Origin of the sequence: Chitinophaga barathri (genome assembly GCF_003807585.1) — a bacterium.
GTDB lineage: Bacteria > Bacteroidota > Bacteroidia > Chitinophagales > Chitinophagaceae > Chitinophaga > Chitinophaga barathri.
Window position 1 is genome coordinate 150,118 of the sequence record NZ_RMBX01000012.1, and the last position, 20,047, is coordinate 170,164.

A 20,047-nucleotide genomic window follows, 5' to 3' on the forward strand; every position below is an offset into this window, starting at 1 on the left:
AAAAATCGTTATGAAGAAAATCTATCACTTTTTGGTGCTGTGTTGCCTGCTCCCGCTATTGGCGGCAGCCCAGCAAAAAACCATCACGGGAAAGGTTACCGATGAGCGGGACGGCGCAGTCCTCCCCGGGGTAACTGTCTTCACCGTAGACCCTGCCGGCAAAAGAACGGGGGCGACCACGAATACCCAAGGCGAATATTCGCTGACCGTACCTGCGGGAGCCACAGAAATCACATTTACATATGTGGGCATGATAACCACCGTTGAACAGATCAACGGCAGAAGTACAATAAATGTACGATTGACACCTACAGACGAACAACTGTCCGGCGTGGTGGTGATAGGTTACGGCTCCAAGCGCAAAGAAACGCTGACCGGCGCCGTAAGTAATATTACCAACAAGGAGATCCAGACGGTGGCCAACATCAGCATCGCGCAGAAGCTGCAGGGCAAAGTAGCCGGTCTGCAAATCAGGCAGCTCGGCGGCGAGCCCGGCACATTCGACAACAGTATCAACATCAGGGGCTTTGGTACGCCGCTGTTCGTAATCGATGGGATCGTGCGCGACGGGTCCGGCGAATTCCAGCGCCTCAATGCGGATGACATCGAAAGCATCTCCTTCCTCAAAGATGCGACCGCCGCGATCTATGGTCTGCGTGCGGCCAACGGCGTAGTGATCGTGACCACAAAAAAAGGCACCAAAGGAAAGGCTTCCTTTAACTACACCGGCATGGTAGGCTTCCAGAAACCGACGGACGTGCCGAGGATGGCATCCGCCAGCGAATGGATGCAAATGAGGAACGACGCGGACGTACTTGGCGGCAAGGGCACACCCTTCCTCACCAAAGATGAGCTACAGAAATGGATCGACGGCGCGCCGGGATATGAAAGCACCGACTGGTACAGCGAGACCATGAAAAAACAAGCCATGCAGCAGCAGCATAACCTGTCTGCCACCGGAGGCAACGACAAGACCCAATACTTCGTGAGCTTCGCCTATGCGAACGAAGAGGGTTTGCTCAAGACCAACGACATGGGTTACGACCGTTTCAACATCCGTACGAACCTCACCACCGAGCTGCACAAGAACCTGAAGCTCGAGGTGCTGATCGGCGGGCGCTGGGACAAAAGGGAAACCCCGGGCGAGAACTTCTTCAATATCTTCAAGGGTACTCGCGTTACGCTGCCCACGGAGAAGCCTTATGCCAATAACAACCCGGACTATCCCTTTAATGTAAGCCCTTCCACGCAAAACCCGGTGGTGCTGTCCGACCGGGAGATCACCGGCTACAACGAATCTGTTACGAAAAATATCCAGTCTACCGTCGCGCTGAACTACACCGTGCCTTTCGTGCAGGGCCTGAGCCTCCGCGGCGTGGCCGGCTACGATCTGAATGTGTATACGAACAAAGACGTGCAGAAACCTTACAAACTTTATAACTACGTGAACGGCGCCTATGTGGCTGCCCCGCAACGCGTGGGCGCGGCAACGATCTCCAACAACTACAGCAACGGCTCCCGCCTTACCATGCAGGGCCAGATCAATTACCAGCGCCAGTTTGCCAGCGTGCACAACGTATCGGCCACCCTGGTAATGGAAACGCAGCAGTGGTGGGGCCGCGATGCCTGGCTGAGAAGAACGTATGACTTCTATACCATGGACCAGATAGACCGGGCCAGCAATGCCAAAATGGAAAATTCCGGTAACGAGAACCGCACAGCGAGTATCGGCTACCTGGGCCGTTTCAGCTACGATTACAAATCAAAATACCTGGTAGATTTCGCATTCAGGGAAGACGGTTCTTATGCCTATCATCCGTCTAACCGCTGGGACTTCTATCCTGTGATTTCCGCCGGCTGGAGGATATCTGAAGAACCGTTTATGAAAGAGAAAGTACCGGTGATCTCGAACCTGAAGTTCGATGCATCCTATGGTATCCTCGGCCAGGACGCCGCTGCGCCCTTCCAGTATATCGTCGGTTACAACCTCTCCGGCGGCGGTCAGTATGAGTTTACCAATGGCGCCCTCACCACCGGCGCGGCATCGCCCAGCATCGTGAACGAACAGCTCACCTGGACCCGCTCCAAGACGCTGAACATCGGTATGGACCTGGGATTGTGGCGCAATAAACTTACCCTCGAAGTGGACGTTTACCGTCGTGACATGGAGGGCATTCCCGCCTTCCGTAACCTGACGCTGCCCAATACCTTTGGCGCTTCCCTGCCGCAGGAAAACCTGAACTCCGCGAGGATCAAGGGTATTGAGTTCACCGTCGGCCATACCAACGACATCGGCGATTTCCACTACGGCATTTCCGGCAACTTCAACTTCTTCCGCAGCATGAACCTGTACGTGGAAAGAGGGAAAGACCTGAACAGCTGGGAACGCTGGAGGAACGCGAACGATTACCGAAACAACGACTGGGTATGGTCCTTCATCGGCGACGGACAGTTCCAGAGCCTGGCGGAAGTGTATGCGCATGCGCTGCAAAACGGGGACCAGGGAAACAGGCGCGAGCTGCCCGGCGACTACCGCATTCTTGATGCGAACAACGACGGCGTGATCAATGATAATGATATGGTGGCGCAATACTTCGGCGCCAACGGCAACAACAACGACATCAACCCCGCGGGCAAGGCGCCCCGTATCAACTACGGCCTCAGCCTGAATGCCTCCTGGAAAGGGTTCGACCTGAACATGCTGTTCCAGGGCGCGGCCATGTACACCGTGAGGTTCCAGGAAGTATACGCGGAAATAATGGCCTTCAGGGGCAATACACCGGCTTACTTCTACGACCGCTGGCACAAGGCTGATCCTTACGATCCTAACAGCGAATGGATCGCCGGCAAATGGCCTGCTTCCCGTTTCAACTTCGACGTGGGCAGGATGTATACCGAAACAGATACCTGGAGGAAAGACGCTTCTTACCTCAGGCTGAAGAGTGCGGAACTGGGTTACACCATCGCACCGAGATTGTACAACCGTTCCGGCATCAGCAAGATCCGCGTGTATGCGAACGGCTTCAATCTCTTTACCATCGCGGACAGCTTCGTGAAACCATTCGATCCTGAAAGGCTGGAAGGCCTGTTCAACGCAGGTTTCAACTATCCGCTGATGCGCGCTTTTAACTTTGGTGTTAACGTTAATTTCTAAGACAATGAAAAAGTTATTCGTAATATTCTTAACGGGCATGATGTTCAGCTGCCAGGGCATCCTCGATATCGAGCCCACCAACAAGATCCCGGCGGAAGTATTGTTCGGCGATCCGGAAGGTGTGAAGATCTACATGGCAAACCTGTATTACCAGCTGCCGATAGAAGACTTCGCCTATTTCAGGGCGGGTTTCAACCAGAACGGCGGTGACCCAAACAACGGTGGCTTCAGTGCGGCGATGATGACGGAAGAAGCGATGCACACCGAGTTCGGCGATTTCCTGGGTGATGGCGATTTCCATTGGTGGGACCAGGGTTATAAACTCATCAGGGACGTGAACCTGCTGATCGATGCGATTCCCACACTGGACATCCTGGAGGAGGAAAAGAACGCGCTGACCGGCGAGGGTAATTTCATCAAGGCGTTTGCTTATTTCGCGCTGGCCAAACGTTACGGCGGCGTACCGCTGATCAAGGCGACGCAGAAATATGAAGGCAATGCTGATGCGCTGAAAGTACCGCGCAGCACGGAAAAAGAAACCTGGGATTATGTACTGGAACTGTGTGACGTTGCGGCTTCGAACCTCGGTACCGTGAAGGGACGCAGGGCAAACAAATACACCGCGCTGGCGCTTAAATCACGCGCCGCGCTGCATGCGGCTTCTCTCGCGAAGTTCGGTTCCCGCGCCCCGATGAGCGGCGATGCGGTAACGCAGAAACTCGTAGGGATGGAGCCGGCGGCGGCGGCAGCTTATTACGCTGCCTGCATCCAGGCCAGCCAGGCTATCATTACAGATGGCGCTTATTCCCTGTTCCGCCCTAATCCCGCGTCTCCGGCGGAAGCAGCGGAAAACTACCGCCTGCTGTTCCAGAACCCGAACGATGCGCCGGATGAAGTAATTCTCATCAAAGGGTATAATCTGCCCGGCGCCAACCTGGGCCACAACTACGATATCTGGTACCAGCCCGCGCAGGTGGCCAACGGATGGCCCCACCCCGGCAGGATGAATCCCACGCTGGAATTGGTGGACCTGTACGAAAGCTATACCAATCCGGGCCAGAGCGCACCGGTTGTGACTACTACCGATGGCAACGTGAATGATTATGGCGGATACGATCCCGCGAAATCATATATCCGGTTCAGCACGCCGAACGAGATCTTCCAGAATAAGGACGCCCGCCTGTGGGGCACCGCTGTACTGCCGGGCACCAGCTGGAAAGGCAACAACATCGTGATCCAGGCCGGTTATGTGAAGCCTGATGGCCAGGCGGCGATCCGCATCAAGGACCAGATCACCGTTGGCACCAACACTTATTACACTTACGGCGCACCCAGCACCACAATGTATTCCGGTTTTGACACCTACGGCGGCAACAATACCCGTACCGGTTTCTCTTTCAAAAAATTCATGAATCAGAATAGCCCGATCGTTCCCGGCTGGAATCAGAGCACAACGGACTGGGCTGAATTCAGGTACGCGGAAGTACTGCTGAACCTCGCGGAGGCTGTAGTAGAAAGCGGTACCGGCGATGCTACGGCTGCCGCCAAAGCACTGAACGATATCCGCCGCCGCGCGGGCCATACAGTGGCTATTCCGCTCACCGTAGACAACGTGCAACGTGAAAGGAGAGTGGAGCTGGCGTTCGAAAACAAACGGTTCTGGGACCTGATCCGCAGAAGGGAATATCACACCCAGTTCAACAACCGGGTGATGCATACGCTGCTGCCGCTGCAGGACCTGCGCGCGCTGCCCGCCACCATGTACATTTTCGTAAGGGTACAGGTGCCGAATTCCAATCCGCGCACATTCGAACCCAAATCCTACTACCGTTACATACCCGGCATCGGTTCCAACGGCCTGGTACAGAACCCGCAGTATTAATACAGAAAACTTCAATCATGAAAACGTTACGATATATACTTCTGGCCGGTGTGATGACGCTTGCGGCGGCCTGTGAAAAAGACAACTTCGACGGCCCCACCGCCGGGCTTTCCGGCAGGATCATCGATGCGGATACCAAATTGCTCGTGGAGCAGGACATTATCCGTGGCACTACCATCGAGATCACCGAACATGGATACGATCCCGTAAAACCGCAGGTGCTGGTGGTGAAAACGGACGGTACGTATGAAAACAGCCTGCTGTTTGAGAACACTTACTCCGTTAAGCCGATGCGCGGCAACTTCGTGGATGTGCCGTCGCAGGATATCCAGATCAAGGGTAAGACCGTGCTGGATTTCTCGGTAACGCCCTACCTGCGTGTGCAGGACCTGAGAGTGGAAAAGGTGGGCAACCTCGTGGTAGCCACCTTCAAGCTCCAGCAGAATGTAGCGGGCAATGTGGTGAAGATCGGCATCTATGCGGATAAGGACCAGCGCGTGGGCGAACCGATGCGCCTCGGGCAGAAGGAGCAGGACATCAATGCGCCGGCTGACCCGAACACAACTTACCGCCTCGAATACAACCCTGACGAGTTCAAGACGCAGATGCCGCTGGGCAAGGAATACTGGTTCCGCGTAGGTGCGCTGATCTCGATTGGTGAAGCGAAATTTAATTACGCAGCTCCCATCAAACTGGCAATATAATGATGAAGAAATTTAAGATAATCTTACTCGCAGCATTACTGGGAGCGGGATACAGCTGCTCGAAAAGCTCGGGCAGCACCCCGCCCCCGGGGCCGCCCGGCCCGCCGCCACCGCCGCAGGACACCGTGTACGATGAAACGGGCTGCCTGTTTACATCCTACAATAACCTCGTAATGGCCGGTTACCAGGGCTGGTTCGCCGCCGAAGGAGACGCTTCCGAAAGAGGCTGGTACCATTACCGCAACGGCAGCTGCGGTGGTTTTATGCCCGGCTGCGCGTCGGTAGACTTCTGGCCGGACATGACGGAGTACACGAAAAAATACCCTTCTCCCTTCACGCTGCCCAATGGCGCCAATGCGCCGCTGTACAGCCCTTATGATGAGGAATCCGTAGACCTGCATTTCAAATGGATGAAAGACTACGGCATCGACGGCGTATTCATGCAGCGGTTTGTGGTGGAGGTGAAAAATGAAAATGCGAAAGGCAAACGCCACTTCAACAAAGTGCTGGAGAACGCGCTGAAAGCGGCCAAAAAATATTCCCGTGCCATCTGCGTGATGTATGACCTCAGTGGTTGTACATCCGCTGACGTGGCATATGTGGAAAAGGACTGGGCCGAATTGCAGCAGCTGTTCAGCCTGTTCGATAACAAAACGCATCCCACCTATCTGCGGCATAAAAAAAAACCGCTGGTGGTGATCTGGGGCGTAGGTTTCAACGACAACCGCAAGTATACCATCGCCGATGCGGACGCACTGGTGGGTAAGCTGAAAGGCAGCAACAACAGGGTGTCCGTGATGCTGGGCGTGCCGTATTACTGGCGCTCTCTCCGCAACGATACCGAGAATTCGCAGGCCCTGCATACGCTGATCAAAAAGACCGACATCATTATGCCATGGGCCGTAGGCCGCTACAGCAGCGCCAACTACAATACTGTAGCGGGCGGCGAGCTGGCCGCGGACATTCAGTGGAGCAAGACGAACAAGGTGGATTATGTGCCGCTGGTGTTCCCCGGTTTCAGCTGGGGCAACCTGAAGAACAATGCGGCGGATTATAATTCCATTCCGCGGCTGAAAGGGGAATTCCTCTGGAAGCAGGTAGCAGGGGCAAAGATGTCGGGTGCCACGTCGCTGTACGTCGCCATGTTCGACGAGATAGACGAAGGCACTTCGATCTTTAAATGCGCGCGGCAGTCTGAAGTACCGCTAAACGGCGCGAAACAGTTCGTTGGTATCGAAGATGACCTGCAAACGGATCATTATCTGTGGCTGACCGGCCAGGCGGGCAAATGGTTTCACGGGGAAGGAGGTTTCAGCGCGGCGCTCCCCGTACGCTAAGTTTTAAAATCAACAGCATGAAGAAAGGAATCATCGCATTATTGTTACTGATCAGCGTGCAGCTTTTTGCACAGCGCAAACACAGCAAACAAACCAGCTATCCTTCGTACAACGGCCTCATCATGGCCGGTTACCAGGGATGGTTCAGGGCGGAAGGAGACGGTACCAATGCCCGCCGCTTTTCCTACGGCAACGAGGAGCGCACAGGTATAGACATGTGGCCGGACGTATCGGAATATGCCAAAACCTACAATACGCCCTGGAAGCTGGCTAACGGGGAAACTGCAAAGTTTTTCAGTTCTTACGACAAAAGCACGGCAGACCTGCATTTCTCCTGGATGGAACAGTACAACGTGGACGGTGTGTTCATGCAGCGTTTTTTCAGCAATGCGCGCGGAAGGGATTCGGTTTCTTCCGTGATCTTAAAAAATGCATTTGCCGCCGCATCCAAACATAACCGCGCCATTGCCGTAATGTACGATCTCTCCGGCCTGCGTGCGAACGGGGAAGACTGCTCCGCGCTGATCGAAGACTGGAAATACCTGGTAGACCAGCTGAAAGTGACGGACCAGCCCGGCAAAAAAACATACCTCCACCACGACGGCAAACCCGTAGTGGCCATCTGGGGCGTCGGTTTTCCGGACAGGCCGTATAACACCCGCAACATCGGGCTGGAAAGGCTGATCGATTTCCTGAAAAACGATCCCGTATACGGCGGCTGCGCCGTAATGCTGGGTGTGCCTACGGCATGGCGTACGCTGAATGCGGATTGCCTGAACGATCCGTACCTGCACACGCTCATCCGCCAGTCGGACATCGTGCTGCCATGGGCGGTACAACGTTATTCGCCTTTGCTGCACAATGACATGGACCGTTTCAGGGATAATACCGTGGACGATATCAACTGGTGCAGGGAAAACAAAGTGGCCTACGTGCCCTGCGTGTATCCCGGCTTCAGCTGGCACAACCTGAGCCGTTATGAATTTCCGGATGATGTGAAGCCGGTCGGCTCCATCCCGAGACAGGGCGGGCGGTTTTACTGGCAGATGATATCCACCGCGCTCAATTCAGGCGCCACCATGCTGTATGTGGCGATGTTTGACGAGGTGAACGAAGCCACGGCTATCTTCAAAGGCAGCGACAAACCGCCGGTGAGTAAGGTGACCTCGTTCATTGATATGGACGGCAAACCTTCCGATCATTATCTCTGGCTCACGGGCCAGGCGGCAAAGATGTTGCGCCATGAAATTCCGCTGACGTTCAAAATGCCCGAAAGAAAATAGTTATCCAGCGCCGCTCCGGCAGGGGCGGCCTTGATTTTCATTACACAAACAGGTCCAGCCGGAAGGTTCGGGCCTGTTTTGATTTAACGTATCCTGATAGCATATTAACCGCATCAGCTGCGGATCAGGTCCGCCTCATCTCCACCTCAACTCCGCCTTGCCTGTATCTCTCCTATACTTACCATAGCGGTTTCCAGTTACTTCGCTGTAGTGACACGCCTGTTTTGGAGCAAAAGGCAAAATACTATCATATCAGGGCCGTCTATATTACCCTTTTGCGATGGATACTGTACATTTGTCCGTGTCAAAACTCCGCGTATGCCTGTCAATGAAAACCTGCTTCTCCGTGTGAGAGAAATTTTAGCCGCCACACCCCATGAGATGGAAGAAAAGAAAATGTTCGGCGGCATCTGTTTTATGGTGAATGGTAAGATGTGCGTTGGCATAAGAGACGGACTGATGGTACGTTTCGATCCTGAAGAAAGGGAGGCGCTGGTGGAAATGGAAGGAACAAACATCATGGAAATGGGTGGCCGCGAGATGAAAGGATACATGTATGTGGCGGAAGAAGTGCTGCGTACGAAGAAGCAACTTGATTTCTGGCTGAACAAGGCGCTTGCTTTTAATAAATTTGCGAAATCATCGAAGAAGAAATAATGAAACATTTATTGATCCCTGTACTGATGTGTTTTGTGGCCTGTCAGCTCCAGCCCCGCCCCAACCAGGCCGTTGTAGAAGCTATGATTCGGTCGATGGATAGCACTGAAAAACATAATAAGAAGCTCCCACCCAACGGCATCTGGAAAAAAGATACTTTATACGTGACCGGTGATTTTAACGGCGATCGCCGGAAAGACACCGCATACTCTTTCATGTCTGATTCCGTAAATACCTTTTATGACCTGTGTTACGTACGTTTTACTTCCGGCTCTTTGCCTGACCTGGAACCTACGCAAGGCAGGAAGCGGCTCGTCAACGAAGGTGATCTTGACTACGACGGTGTAGATGAACTATCGGCATTCGGGGAAGTTTCGCCTGACTGTTCTGTATCTCACATTACCTTCTCTTTCAAGAAAGGAAAGTGGGAAGTGTTCACCGGTCCCCATTACCTTACCACTTCCTGCGCTCCCATGACAGACAAAGATCTGCAAAAGTGTATGGTATTGGAGAACGATACGCTGTTCCTCTGGATAGGGATGCGGACGAACAATAAATTCAGCCCCCACAAAATGACGCTGCGGACCGCCGAGTACTATACCATGGAATAAGGTACAGTTTTTGTTCTTTCCGGCCAGCACTATGATACCATGGCTGGCAAAATCGGGCCTTTATGGCTATGCGGACGGCGACGGGAGACTGATTATCCCGCCGCAGTACACCCATGCCCGGCCCTTCCGGGGCGAATTTGCGGTCATGGCCCAGGAAGGCGGCTTTGGCCTCATCAACACGTTGGGAGTGCCTGTGGTAGCCCCGGAGCACCCTTTTGTCCATCTCTCCGCGCCCCGCCCCTTTTCACTCGCCTTTATCAAAAAAGAATACAATGCCTGGTGGCGGCTGCCGCGCTGGAAAGTATTGCCCGGACTGAACCTTCTCAGCACCCGGCGCAACGGCCCGCTGCTGACCACCCGGGTGCCGCGCGCCAAATGGGACGTGCTGGCCCTGCCCGGCATGGAAAAGCTACAGGAGTTCAATTGTATGGACGAGCAAAATGCCTGGGGCCCGGCCCGCAAAATGCCGGATGACCTGCGCCTGCTCACTTCCGGAGAACACCTCCTGCTTCGCCACGAACTGTACAACGCCGAAGGGGAACGCTGCTCGGGCAGTATCTTCGGGCAGCTGGCGGACGGCACCTTCCTCCAGTACCGCAAAGGCTGGTACCGCCGCGTGAATGAAGCCGGCAAACCGCTGGACGCGGTGCGGTATTACAAAAAGAATCACCTCGTATTCGGCGGAAGTACGATCCCGCAGCAGGAAGCGCCTTACCAGCGCATTGCCGCCCCGGTCTTCCAGTCCACCGGCGGCGAGGTATTCCTTTTCCCGGATTTTTCCAAACCCTTCCCGGCCTCTATCGAGCCATACCCGCAGGTGGGCGGGGTGCAGTATATTGCCATGATAGGGGCTCTGCAGGATACGGATCATTTTTTTGTACTGGCCACCACCGGCAAAAGCGATGAGCGGAGGCTGCTGGTGCTGCATAAAAGCGGCAAATGGAACAAACTGGTGGAACCGCGCCCGGGTTTCGATTCCATGCTGCGCAACGGCGCCCTGCTGTTCACCCAGGGCAGCGCAAGGGGCGTGATGGACACCGCCCTGGAGTTCCATCTTTTTCCCCTCCAGTACCCCGAATCCCTCGGTGGAACGCTGTACGCCGGGAAAGACAACAAGAGCGGCAAATACGGCGTTTTTGACATTATGGAGCAGGACTGGAAAATAACACCGGCATACAGCTACATCGGCCCTTGCCTGGCGGAAGGCATTGTGCCCTATTGCCTGGACAACCTGTATGGCCTGATGGAACTGGATACCGGCCGCCACATTACCCCGCCGCTGTACGACAGCATCGATAAAAGCGGGGCGGTAACGCAGAAAAATCAGCTTTTTTATATCGATATTTATACCGGCCTGGAATACCGGGACTAAACTTTCTTATACCCATGCAACGCTCAAAATTCATCAGGCGCACCGGCTGGACGCTATTGACCCTCTTCCTGCTGGTCAATGCATTTGCCTGTTTTCACGCATACAAATTCACCCACTTCACCAGCGCGACAGTACAACGCACCAATCCCAACAGGCTGGGGTTTGCGGGTAAGTTGAAGGTAATGGTGGCCGGAGTGGACAATCCACGCCCGGTGAACCGCGACAAGCCCGGCCGGGCATATGAAACCATCCGCCTGCAGAGTCATGAGCCGCTGGAAGCCTGGATGATCAGGACGCCCGGGGCGAAAGGAACGGTAGCCCTTTTCCATGGTTATGGTGCGTCCAAATCCCGCCTGCTGGAACGGGCGGAAATACTCCTCGGGCAAGGCTACAACACCCTGCTGGTGGACTTTATGGGCTCGGGCGGCTCCGGCGGCAATGCTACCACGATCGGCTACAAAGAAGCGCTGGATGTAAAGGCGGCTTACGATTACCTTGCCGCCCACGGGGAGCACAACATTTACCTGCTGGGCGTTTCACTGGGGGCGGCCGCCATCCTGAAAGCCCTGAAAGACTACCCGGTAAAACCGGAAGGCGTGATCCTGGAAGCGCCCTTCAGCACATTGTACGAAGCGGCCTGCGCAAGGTTCCGGGCCATTGGCGCGCCTTCTTTCCCGATGGCGGGCATGGTCGTGTTCTGGGGAGGCGTCATCAACGGGTTCTGGGGCTTCGGCCACGAGCCGGTAGAATATGCGAAGTCCGCCCGGGTGCCGGTTTTGATGGTATATGGGGAAAAGGACGGAAGAGTGGCGCGGAAGGAGATAGACGATATTTATAATAACCTGCCCGGCCCCAAAAAGCGGGTTACTTTTCCGGAGGGAGGGCATGTTAACTATCTTTCACAGTATGGCCGGGAATGGACCTCGGCAGTCGGGGAATTTATAAAGGCACAATAAAAGCCAGTGCTTCCGGCGCTGGCTTTTGAGAAAATGTCTCAAGTCTAATTTGGGGAACGGATTCTGTCAGATCTTTTTTCTTTGTCTTTGCTAAATTGGAGAGTAGGGATAAGTTCTTGTCTTTCAGCAAAATAAGGAACATTACCAGTTAAAATAGAAGGGCCGTTGGGCCAATATTTTTCGGATGTCCGGCTTTCAGCCTTGCCTCGCACCTTGTGTACCAAAATTGCTTTTTCTTCCCCATACGGCGTTGTATATACCGGGGGTAAAATTGTACGAACTGAAAAAAAACAGTACGGAGGGGGAATTACCTGTTTTTTTCACGGAATTCCTCGGGGGTGATCCCGTGTTTCCCGCGTATCAGGCGCACCAGGTGGGAGGCGTCCGTCAGGTTTGCATGGGCGGCAATTTCCCAGACGAGCTCTTTGGTGTTCAGCAGCCGGTATTCCGCTTCTTCCAGCCGCACGTGAGTGATGTACTGGCGTACGTTTTTACCGTATACTTCCTTGAATTGTTTGTTCAGCGCATCTTTGTGCGTACCGGCTTTGCGGGCCACAAAAGCCGTGTCTATATCTTCGCCGAGGTTGCATTGTATGAAATCGCAGGCGTCCAGCACGGTTTTGGGTACCTGGTGCCGGCCCATCAGCAGGTTGAAGTAATGGGCGGTGAGCAGCAGCACCTGCGCGTGGAGGTAGGGCTCGAACAGGGCCGGGGCCTGCCGGTAGGTGCCCATGGCCAGCAGGATGTCGCGGGCCTCGTTCCCCAGGGGGATGAGGTTTTTTTGCTCCCCTTCCTGCTCCCCTCTTAACTGTTTTTCCACCAATGGTTTATAAGCCTCGTATTTGTTGCCGAAATACTGCATGAAAGACGGGGAGAAAGAAATATACACTGCCGTATAATGCGCCGGGGCAAACTCCGCGCGGTTAAACGCCATAGGCGGCACATAATAAAAAGCAAACTTCTTTTCAGGCAGCATCAGCTTTTCCGCCGACCCCTGCAGCTCGCAGGGGATATTGCCTTCAAGCCCGGTATACAGGGCCAGCAAAGGATCTTTGGTGATGGGATAAAGGTAGGTGTGCTCTTTGATGTCAAAATTGAGCCAGCCCACTATCCAGTCCTTCGTATGCAGCTCCTGTTTGAAAAAGGCGCCGAAAGGCCCTTCCTCAATGTGTACCACGGTGCCGGGTATACGGTATTTACTGTAATGTTCAGGTAACTTGTCAGAAACGGTAGTACGTTGCTTCATGAGGTCAGGTACCTCGAAGTTCATAATAGCGGGACGGTCCACTGTATGCATAGGATGCTGAGTTTGGCTGAAAAACTGGTATTGTAATATTACGGTATTTTCCGGAAAGCCGGATACTCACAAAAGGTATTGCCCGGCTATCGGTTCAAGGGGCGAAGGCAGCGGCTCATGCCCCAGCATTTCCAGCAGGTTCCGTTCTATCGTACGGCAGATGCTGTCCAGCGGGAGGGAAGTAGGCTCTTTTTCAAAAGGGTTCATTATGCTCACCCCGTTCTGGTGCGTAACGTGAAAAATAAACCCTACGGCCCAGCCGAACACCACGGACCAGTAGCCGATGGATTCGGCCAGCATCAACGTATTGAGTATCACGTAAAACCAGATGAACACCCGGGTAAAGAACAGGTAACTGGGCGGGAACACCGTGTTGCTGATCCGCTCGCACTGGCCCATGCTGTCGCAGTGTTTCTGCACCAGGGCGTTCATTTCCCGGAAACAAAACCCGTCTATGGCCCCGGAGCCGCGCAGCAGCTGTACGTCCGCCGCCTGTATGTTCAGTATGCTGTTGGGTACATTGGTACTGTTCCTCACCTGGTCCGCCTCATCTTTGCTGAGGTAACCTTCATGGTAGAGGTCTGTATCCTTGCGGAGAGAAGTGTTTAGCGCGTAGATAAAAGCCAGCTGGCGGAAGATCATCCTGCGTGCGATATGCGGCGCTTCGCCGGTGACGGAATTGTCCACATAATTCAGCAGGTTCCGGGCCCAGCTGCGGGAATCGTTCACCAGCGCGCCCCAGATCTTCCGGCCTTCCCACCAGCGGTCATACGCCTGGTTGTTGTTGAACCCGATGAAAAAAGCAAGGGCGGTACCGAGCACGGCACTCATGGTAACGGGGATGGAGATATGCTGTTTCAGCCAGTAGGTGTCCGCCGCATAAGCGAGCGAGCAAACCAGGATGATCATCAGATCAAGGCGCCATGTGAGGCGGAACACCTGTATAAGCGAGAGCTTGTCGCGCAGCAGCATAAGCGGGGGTTTATGACAGTATCCGGTAATGTTTCTTTAAGTTAAACATTCTTTACGGGCTGAACAAAAGAGGCTGCCTGCTCCAGGTATTTTTTGCCGGCTTTGCCTGTTAGCGGCCAAAGGCGGGCAATGGCCTGCAGGATACATGCCTGCTGCAGCTGCGGCGGCAGTTTTTCGGAATAAACCAGCCTGTCCGCGATCGTCAGTTGACGTATGGCCCTGCCTGCATGAAAAAGATGAAACGGTATCAGCAGGGCAGAAGTTATCGTCCACCACAAGCCGGGCTGCTGTATGATAAAATATATCAGCGCCCCGTTCATTATCATATTAAAAACGAGTTTTGTTACCACCCTGCGTCGCAATGCCCGAAGCCGGCCCATCGCCTGCGATACCTGCAAAGCGGCCATTATGTGTTCATGCCTCAGCAGATGTTTTTCAATACGTTTTAAAGGTAACATCTTTGTTTATTTTTCTTCCTTTCTGAATGCGGTAATCTCTTCCAGGAACTGTTCCGCTTTTGCAATGGACCGCCCGCCATCGTCACGGATCAGTACGTTTACGATACGGCTGTTCCTGTTCTCTATGGAAATGTATTTGTACAACCAGGCGGAGAGCGCCACCGCGCCCGCGGTCACCAGCGTCTGTATGATCCAGTATGCGGTGCCCGCATTCCCGATCATATAAAGTTTGATGTAAAATGTGGTATACAATGGCAATGACAGGGGAATCACCCGCATTACCTGTATCACGGAGATCAGCAGCTTATTGAGCAACGCCTGCGTTTCCGTCACCGGCGCGCTGAAGTCCAGCGAACGGATCATGGTGATCTGCCGGACATATTCTATCATCGCGTAAATATTTATCATAAACGAAAGACCGGCTGAGATAGTAAAAAATGGCTCCCGCCAGGTATGATAGATCAGGAAAACAAGGAACGCATTCCAGAACATGCCGAAGACTACCGCCCCTGTTTTGAGCCGTACCACCCTGTCAAACGACGTGGTGACACGCAGTGTCTCTAATTTTTCCAGCACCTGTTCATTCAGCCGCAGCGAACGTTCCAGCCTGTCATCGTAACTTTTCCAGAGTTCAAGCAGCTCGTCTTTTTCAGTATTCATATCCTGGTGATTTTTTCGTTGGTTGAAAATTGTTCTTTGAGCTTTTCCTTGATCCTGCCGATCTTTGTGCCCACGTTGGACACGGAGATGCCGAGTATCTCGCTGATCTCGCGGTGGCTCTTTTCTTCAAGGTAAAGCAGTATCAATGCGCGGTCCAGCTCGTTCATGGCGAGTATCAGCTCCTGCAGCCGGCCGATGCGCTCCCCGGTGATAGTATCCGGATCGGTATCCGGCGCCATGTCTATCACATGTTCCGTAAGCGGCACCGTTTTGGATGGCAGCGCGGACTTCCGGTAAAAAGAAATAGCCGTGTTCAGCGCAATGCGGTACATCCAGGTGGAGAATTTATGATCCGCGTTAAAAGAATGCCCGGAGCGCCAGAGCTGGTAAATGATCTCCTGTGCCAGGTCTTCCCTGTCCTGCGCATTCCGGCAATAGGAATTGCATATCTTGTAAATGATCCGCCGGTTCTCCTGGATCAGGTGGTGAAATGCCTGTTTGTCCGGTATGCTCATCTTGTGTTAATCATTGTGTACTATTATTCGCGGGGAAGGAAAGAAAATCACAGGGTGGTGGAAATATTTTTTATTTGTATTGAAAACCAGCTAATTATGTTGACGAATTTGTTTGAGCATATCCGGAAATTCGTGCCATTGTCCGAAGAGGAGGAACAGATCCTTGCCCAATATATCGAAATCCGGGATGTTAAGAAAAAAGACCACCTGCTGAAGGCAGGGCAGGTATGCCAGGGGAATTATTTTATCATCAAAGGCTGCTGCCGCGCTTATTTTGATTCGGAGCGGGATGGGGAACAGATCTATCATTTTGCGATAGAAAACTGGTGGATCACTGATTACATCAGCCTTGAGGCGCATACGCCTTCCGAGAGTAATATCCAGGCCCTGGAAAATACCACGTATGCCGTGCTGTACCGGGATGTGCAGGACGGATTGTTTGCCGCCGTGCCGCAGCTTGAAAGATATTTCCGCATTATTTTACAAAAAGCCCTCACCGCGGCGCAGCTCCGCGTCAAATACATTTTTACCCAGACAGGCGAAGAACGGTATCATCATTTTGCCGGTTCCTTCCCGGATTTCGTGCAGCGGGTGCCGTTGTATATGATCGCGTCGTACCTGGGTTTCACGCCGGAGTTCATCAGCAAAATAAGGGCAAAAAAGAAAGCCTGATTTCTTGAACTAGTTCAAGATTTTGAGCCCTGTTCCCGTGCGACATTTGTGTTATCAAAAACGAAACACAATGTCTGAAAGAATTAAGATCCCGAAAGCGGCGCCCGCCGCATATAAAGCAATGCAGGCCTTCGAAAGTTATCTCGAAACCACCCGTATCAGCCCGCTCCATCACGAACTGATCCGCATCCGCGCGTCACAGATCAATGGCTGCGCGTATTGCGTCGATAAACACTCCCGGGACGCCCGCAGCCGGGGAGAAACCGAGCAGCGCATTTACGCGCTCACCGTATGGCGTGAAACACCGTTTTTCACGGAAGAAGAACAGGCTATCCTGGCTATAGTAGAAGAAGTGACGCTCATCCATCAGCGCCTGTCCGACGAAACCTACGCGAAAGCCGCCGCCCTCTTCGATGAGGAATATCTCGCGCAGATCATCATGGCCGCGATCATTATCAATGCATGGAACAGGATTGGGGTATCCACGCATATGCAGCCGGCCAGGGTGTAAAATCCCGCGCCGGAGAGGTGAAACAGCCATAGGAAAACGGATGGAAAGTTGGTAAAAAACGTCTTATCTTTCTATAAACCCTTTTTATATGGACCAGCGTATTATCAACCTCTTTGATGAGTATACCCATAAGCCGCTCAGCCGCGACGTGTTCCTGAAACGCCTCGTACAGCTCACCGGCACCATGGCCGCTGCCATGACCATCCTGCCCCTTCTCGAATCCAATTATGCACAAGCGGCCGTCCCCCCGCTGGATCCCGGCCTCAAAGAAGAGGAAGTGACCTGGCCCGGGGACAACGTAACTATGAAAGGCTACCTCGTGCGCCCTGAAGAAGACCGCAAACGCGGGGCGGTAGTGGTGATCCACGAAAACCGCGGCCTTACCCCTCATATCAAAGACGTTACACGTCGTGCCGCAAAAGCCGGTTATATCGCCCTGGGAGTGGATGCATTGTCTGTTTTCGGCGGCACGCCGGCGAATGAGGACGAAGGCCGCACGCTCATCGGTAAGCTGGACAAGGCGCAGAACCTGCAAAACTACCTGAAAGGCCTTGCCTACCTGCGCAGCCGGCCGGACAGTAACGGGAAGACAGGGTGCGTTGGGTTTTGCTGGGGTGGCTCCATGGCAAACCAGCTGGCAGTAAATGATCCGCTGCTGAATGCGGCCGTAGCCTTTTACGGTGGCCAGCCGGATGCGGCGGATGTACCAAAGATCAAGGCCCGTGTGCAGCTGCATTACGCCGGCCAGGATGAACGCATCAATGCGGGCATTCCCGCCTACGAGGCCGCGCTGAAAGCCGCCGGCGTAAAATATGAGCTGTTTATGTATGAGGGTATGCAGCATGCCTTTCACAATGACAGTTCTGCCGCGCGTTACAATGCAGAAGCAGCGAAACTGGCCTGGGGGAGAACGTTGGAATTGTTTAAAGAAACGCTGGGATAAAATATTTCACGGGAAATTACAATGCCGGGCGGATGGGGGAATCCATTTGCCCGGCGTTTTTTTATAAGAGGTAATTCGATGTATTCACAATTCATGATTTGTGAATTATGAATATATTGCCTATTTTCGTTATTATGAATCAGCACAATGGCATGAGGCCACAGGATATAGCTGTTTTGATAAAAATAGCTGTATCGCAGGAATCCTTGATGAACAAGGATCTGGCGACTGCTTTGCATCTCAGCCCTGCAGAAATTGGTTATTCACTTCAAAGATCGGCTTATGCAAGATTGATCGATCTGTCTAAAAGGAAAGTCATGCGGAATACTTTCCTTGAATTTATTGAATACGGGTTGCCTGTTGTATTCCCCGCTATTAAAGGCCCTTTGGCAATAGGAGTACCTACCGCATACTCCGCGCCCGTAATGGCCAGTTATCTTATGAATAACTCTTCCCAGGAGCAGATAGTGTGGGCTCATCCTGACGGAACTGCAAGGGGTGAAACAATTTCGCCTTTATACCCGAACGCAATAGTCGCAGCATTAAATGATCCGGAATTGCACAATCTGTTGGCACTGGTGGATGTAATGAGGTTGGGTAAGGTCAGGGAAAAAAAAATTGCGATAAAGTTACTCAGTCAAAAATTTGATATCGGCCATGCATGAGAATATTGTGCGCATTAAATCCGTTGCTAATATACTCCGGGGGCTGGGGCAGCCATATGTATTTGTTGGGGGAGCTACGGTTTCATTATATGCAACGCATAAGGCTTTAGCTGCTTCCATACGACCAACAGACGATGTTGACGTGGTGCTGGAACTTGCATCGTACACCGGTTATTCCGCCATGGATGAACGGCTTCGGGCTATCGGTTTTGAGAATGCCAAGGATTCCGGTGTTATCTGCAGGTATAAGGTAGATGGTATAATTGTCGATATAATGCCGACAGCCCCAGGTATTTTAGGTTTCAGTAACAAATGGTATCCTGATGGTTTTCGGGAAGCTGTTACTTATACGTTCGATGATGGCATGGAGATATTGATATTTTCATTACCTTATTTTCTCGCCTCGAAATGGGAGGCACATATTTCCAGAGGCGGGAATGATTTGAGGACCAGCCGGGATTTTGAAGATATGGTATACGTTTTTGAAAATTGCCATGACTTCGATCGGCAACTGCTTGAAGGACCCAAGCCGGTTAAAGAATATTTCGCCAGGGAATTAGCCGTTCATCTAACGCATCCGGATTTTGAGGAAGCTCTTTATTGTCATATGGAGACGTCAGACCCAAACCGCATATTGCAAAAACTAAAAAAGGTACTTGCTCTTTAGTCTACTTCCTTTGCAAGAATAATTTCCAACCTAATCAGGACACAGCTATCCCTCCGTGGCAGGCAATCCTACCCGCACGCTCTCAAAGGCCTTACAGCCTTAAAATGAATGGAATCAGAATGGAATCAGACAAATCCCCACTTCCGCCTGTACCATTCCCGTGTAAGCAGCACAATCGGCAGGCCCACGCAGGCCATGTGCACCACCCACCCGATGGCGGCGCCGGGAAAACTGAACTTCGCCTGCGGCGTAAGCGTGAGCGGAACGATCACCAGGCTCATCATCACCCATACGAATAAACCATACAGGCAGCCGATAAGCCACTTATTCCCCTGCAGGAACCCCAGCTTCGGGTAAAGGATAAAAAACAGGGCAGCCCAGCCCAGGGCAACGAGGAAATGGAGGAATACACCCAGCCAGATCACCGGCGGGCCCCCGCTGAAAGCCTGCATACCCATTAAGGAACTGGAAATGTACTTAAATACCCTGTCCGGCGGAACGCCGTTCCTGGCATAAGCGCTGATGACCGCCGCTGCGCCATCCAGCAGCCAAACGGTACATCCAATCATCAGTACGGTGGCCAGAGGGGACACCGTACGCCCGTGAGTTGATATCATAGCGAGCAATTAGGTTGGATAAAAAGATTTAGATTTTGGTCGATGATTGGATGACAGATACAATTTAAATCTTTCCCCCTGATTACAAATAGCACTTTTGTTTGTGTTTAATAA

Annotated in this window: 20 protein-coding genes; 14 read left to right on the forward strand and 6 right to left on the reverse strand. The window is 52.9% G+C overall.

The annotated features are described in order from the left end of the window. Positions 1-10 precede the first annotated feature (10 nt). The 9 genes from EG028_RS21055 to EG028_RS21095 all read left to right on the forward strand — a co-directional run bounded on the left by EG028_RS21055 (position 11) and on the right by EG028_RS21095 (position 11,956). Positions 11-3,154: a SusC/RagA family TonB-linked outer membrane protein gene (locus EG028_RS21055; RefSeq protein ID WP_162946597.1), complete on the forward strand. Its 3,144-nt coding sequence runs from the start codon at positions 11-13 to the stop codon at positions 3,152-3,154. A gap of 4 nt (positions 3,155-3,158) precedes the next feature. Then, a complete protein-coding gene (locus EG028_RS21060; RefSeq protein WP_120518306.1) occupies positions 3,159-5,036 on the forward strand; it encodes a RagB/SusD family nutrient uptake outer membrane protein in 1,878 nt (625 codons plus the stop codon). A 17-nt stretch (positions 5,037-5,053) separates the two neighbouring features. Next, on the forward strand, positions 5,054-5,740 hold the full coding sequence (locus EG028_RS21065) for a DUF3823 domain-containing protein (RefSeq protein ID WP_120518307.1): 687 nt from the start codon (positions 5,054-5,056) through the stop codon (positions 5,738-5,740). Continuing rightward, complete coding sequence (locus tag EG028_RS21070) at positions 5,740-7,077, forward strand: glycoside hydrolase family 71/99-like protein (protein ID WP_206614491.1); 1,338 nt, start codon at positions 5,740-5,742, stop codon at positions 7,075-7,077. The genes EG028_RS21065 and EG028_RS21070 overlap by 1 nt, the downstream gene beginning before the upstream one ends. Positions 7,078-7,094: 17 nt before the next feature. Next, on the forward strand, positions 7,095-8,360 hold the full coding sequence (locus EG028_RS21075; RefSeq protein WP_120518308.1) for a glycoside hydrolase family 71/99-like protein: 1,266 nt from the start codon (positions 7,095-7,097) through the stop codon (positions 8,358-8,360). A 318-nt stretch (positions 8,361-8,678) separates the two neighbouring features. Continuing rightward, a complete protein-coding gene (locus EG028_RS21080; RefSeq protein WP_120518309.1) occupies positions 8,679-9,017 on the forward strand; it encodes a TfoX/Sxy family protein in 339 nt (112 codons plus the stop codon). Further along, positions 9,017-9,628, forward strand: coding sequence for a hypothetical protein (locus EG028_RS21085; RefSeq protein WP_120518310.1), 612 nt, complete (start codon positions 9,017-9,019; stop codon positions 9,626-9,628). The genes EG028_RS21080 and EG028_RS21085 overlap by 1 nt, the downstream gene beginning before the upstream one ends. 31 nt (positions 9,629-9,659) lie before the next feature. Continuing rightward, a complete protein-coding gene (locus EG028_RS21090; protein ID WP_120518311.1) occupies positions 9,660-11,000 on the forward strand; it encodes a WG repeat-containing protein in 1,341 nt (446 codons plus the stop codon). 14 nt (positions 11,001-11,014) lie between these two features. Then, entirely contained in the window at positions 11,015-11,956 is a 942-nt protein-coding gene (locus tag EG028_RS21095; protein ID WP_120518312.1) for an alpha/beta hydrolase, read from the forward strand. 307 nt (positions 11,957-12,263) lie between these two features. Here the strand turns inward: EG028_RS21095 and EG028_RS21100 are convergent, their stop codons facing one another. The 5 genes from EG028_RS21100 to EG028_RS21120 all read right to left on the reverse strand — a co-directional run bounded on the left by EG028_RS21100 (position 12,264) and on the right by EG028_RS21120 (position 15,858). Then, positions 12,264-13,253: a helix-turn-helix domain-containing protein gene (locus tag EG028_RS21100; RefSeq protein ID WP_120518313.1), complete on the reverse strand. Its 990-nt coding sequence runs from the start codon at positions 13,251-13,253 to the stop codon at positions 12,264-12,266. A gap of 66 nt (positions 13,254-13,319) precedes the next feature. Continuing rightward, positions 13,320-14,225 (reverse strand): bestrophin family protein, encoded by a 906-nt coding sequence (locus EG028_RS21105; RefSeq protein WP_120518314.1) that lies wholly within the window; start codon positions 14,223-14,225, stop codon positions 13,320-13,322. A gap of 41 nt (positions 14,226-14,266) precedes the next feature. After that, complete coding sequence (locus EG028_RS21110) at positions 14,267-14,683, reverse strand: hypothetical protein (protein WP_123864746.1); 417 nt, start codon at positions 14,681-14,683, stop codon at positions 14,267-14,269. A gap of 6 nt (positions 14,684-14,689) precedes the next feature. Continuing rightward, the gene (locus tag EG028_RS21115; protein WP_120518316.1) at positions 14,690-15,343 is read right to left on the reverse strand and encodes a hypothetical protein; all 654 of its coding nucleotides are present in this window, start codon (positions 15,341-15,343) and stop codon (positions 14,690-14,692) included. Continuing rightward, positions 15,340-15,858: an RNA polymerase sigma factor gene (locus EG028_RS21120; RefSeq protein WP_120518317.1), complete on the reverse strand. Its 519-nt coding sequence runs from the start codon at positions 15,856-15,858 to the stop codon at positions 15,340-15,342. Before EG028_RS21120 ends, EG028_RS21115 begins: the two co-directional genes overlap by 4 nt. Before the next feature lie 96 nt (positions 15,859-15,954). Here EG028_RS21120 and EG028_RS21125 point away from each other — a divergent pair, with 96 nt between their 5' ends. From EG028_RS21125 to EG028_RS21145, 5 genes are all read left to right on the forward strand, one after another. After that, entirely contained in the window at positions 15,955-16,530 is a 576-nt protein-coding gene (locus EG028_RS21125) for a Crp/Fnr family transcriptional regulator (RefSeq protein WP_120518318.1), read from the forward strand. A gap of 70 nt (positions 16,531-16,600) precedes the next feature. Further along, positions 16,601-17,041, forward strand: a complete 441-nt coding sequence (locus EG028_RS21130; RefSeq protein ID WP_120518319.1) for a carboxymuconolactone decarboxylase family protein — start codon at positions 16,601-16,603, stop codon at positions 17,039-17,041. Between the two features lie 88 nt (positions 17,042-17,129). After that, complete coding sequence (locus EG028_RS21135; RefSeq protein ID WP_120518320.1) at positions 17,130-17,984, forward strand: dienelactone hydrolase family protein; 855 nt, start codon at positions 17,130-17,132, stop codon at positions 17,982-17,984. 134 nt (positions 17,985-18,118) lie between these two features. Further along, positions 18,119-18,649 (forward strand): hypothetical protein, encoded by a 531-nt coding sequence (locus tag EG028_RS21140; protein ID WP_123864747.1) that lies wholly within the window; start codon positions 18,119-18,121, stop codon positions 18,647-18,649. Further along, the gene (locus EG028_RS21145) at positions 18,642-19,316 is read left to right on the forward strand and encodes a nucleotidyl transferase AbiEii/AbiGii toxin family protein (RefSeq protein WP_120518322.1); all 675 of its coding nucleotides are present in this window, start codon (positions 18,642-18,644) and stop codon (positions 19,314-19,316) included. Before EG028_RS21140 ends, EG028_RS21145 begins: the two co-directional genes overlap by 8 nt. 125 nt (positions 19,317-19,441) lie before the next feature. On the opposite strand, the gene EG028_RS21150 is transcribed toward EG028_RS21145, so the two are convergent. Then, positions 19,442-19,933 carry a hypothetical protein gene (locus tag EG028_RS21150; protein WP_120518323.1) on the reverse strand — a complete coding sequence of 164 codons (492 nt, stop codon included), beginning with the start codon at positions 19,931-19,933 and terminating at the stop codon, positions 19,442-19,444. Positions 19,934-20,047 lie beyond the last annotated feature (114 nt).

Excerpts from the sequence above, each read along its gene's own strand:
- EG028_RS21110 (WP_123864746.1), bottom strand. The coding sequence starts at position 14,683 with ATGTTACCTTTAAAACGTATTGAAAAACATCTGCTGAGGCATGAACAC.
- EG028_RS21115 (WP_120518316.1), bottom strand. The coding sequence starts at position 15,343 with ATGAATACTGAAAAAGACGAGCTGCTTGAACTCTGGAAAAGTTACGAT.
- EG028_RS21105 (WP_120518314.1), bottom strand. The coding sequence starts at position 14,225 with ATGCTGCTGCGCGACAAGCTCTCGCTTATACAGGTGTTCCGCCTCACA.
- EG028_RS21140 (WP_123864747.1), top strand. The coding sequence starts at position 18,119 with ATGAATCAGCACAATGGCATGAGGCCACAGGATATAGCTGTTTTGATA.
- EG028_RS21135 (WP_120518320.1), top strand. The coding sequence starts at position 17,130 with ATGGACCAGCGTATTATCAACCTCTTTGATGAGTATACCCATAAGCCG.
- EG028_RS21055 (WP_162946597.1), top strand. The coding sequence starts at position 11 with ATGAAGAAAATCTATCACTTTTTGGTGCTGTGTTGCCTGCTCCCGCTA.
- EG028_RS21085 (WP_120518310.1), top strand. The coding sequence starts at position 9,017 with ATGAAACATTTATTGATCCCTGTACTGATGTGTTTTGTGGCCTGTCAG.
- EG028_RS21065 (WP_120518307.1), top strand. The coding sequence starts at position 5,054 with ATGAAAACGTTACGATATATACTTCTGGCCGGTGTGATGACGCTTGCG.
- EG028_RS21080 (WP_120518309.1), top strand. The coding sequence starts at position 8,679 with ATGCCTGTCAATGAAAACCTGCTTCTCCGTGTGAGAGAAATTTTAGCC.
- EG028_RS21095 (WP_120518312.1), top strand. The coding sequence starts at position 11,015 with ATGCAACGCTCAAAATTCATCAGGCGCACCGGCTGGACGCTATTGACC.
- EG028_RS21130 (WP_120518319.1), top strand. The coding sequence starts at position 16,601 with ATGTCTGAAAGAATTAAGATCCCGAAAGCGGCGCCCGCCGCATATAAA.
- EG028_RS21145 (WP_120518322.1), top strand. The coding sequence starts at position 18,642 with ATGCATGAGAATATTGTGCGCATTAAATCCGTTGCTAATATACTCCGG.
- EG028_RS21090 (WP_120518311.1), top strand. The coding sequence starts at position 9,660 with ATGATACCATGGCTGGCAAAATCGGGCCTTTATGGCTATGCGGACGGC.
- EG028_RS21150 (WP_120518323.1), bottom strand. The coding sequence starts at position 19,933 with ATGATATCAACTCACGGGCGTACGGTGTCCCCTCTGGCCACCGTACTG.
- EG028_RS21125 (WP_120518318.1), top strand. The coding sequence starts at position 15,955 with ATGTTGACGAATTTGTTTGAGCATATCCGGAAATTCGTGCCATTGTCC.
- EG028_RS21075 (WP_120518308.1), top strand. The coding sequence starts at position 7,095 with ATGAAGAAAGGAATCATCGCATTATTGTTACTGATCAGCGTGCAGCTT.
- EG028_RS21060 (WP_120518306.1), top strand. The coding sequence starts at position 3,159 with ATGAAAAAGTTATTCGTAATATTCTTAACGGGCATGATGTTCAGCTGC.
- EG028_RS21120 (WP_120518317.1), bottom strand. The coding sequence starts at position 15,858 with ATGAGCATACCGGACAAACAGGCATTTCACCACCTGATCCAGGAGAAC.
- EG028_RS21070 (WP_206614491.1), top strand. The coding sequence starts at position 5,740 with ATGATGAAGAAATTTAAGATAATCTTACTCGCAGCATTACTGGGAGCG.
- EG028_RS21100 (WP_120518313.1), bottom strand. The coding sequence starts at position 13,253 with ATGCATACAGTGGACCGTCCCGCTATTATGAACTTCGAGGTACCTGAC.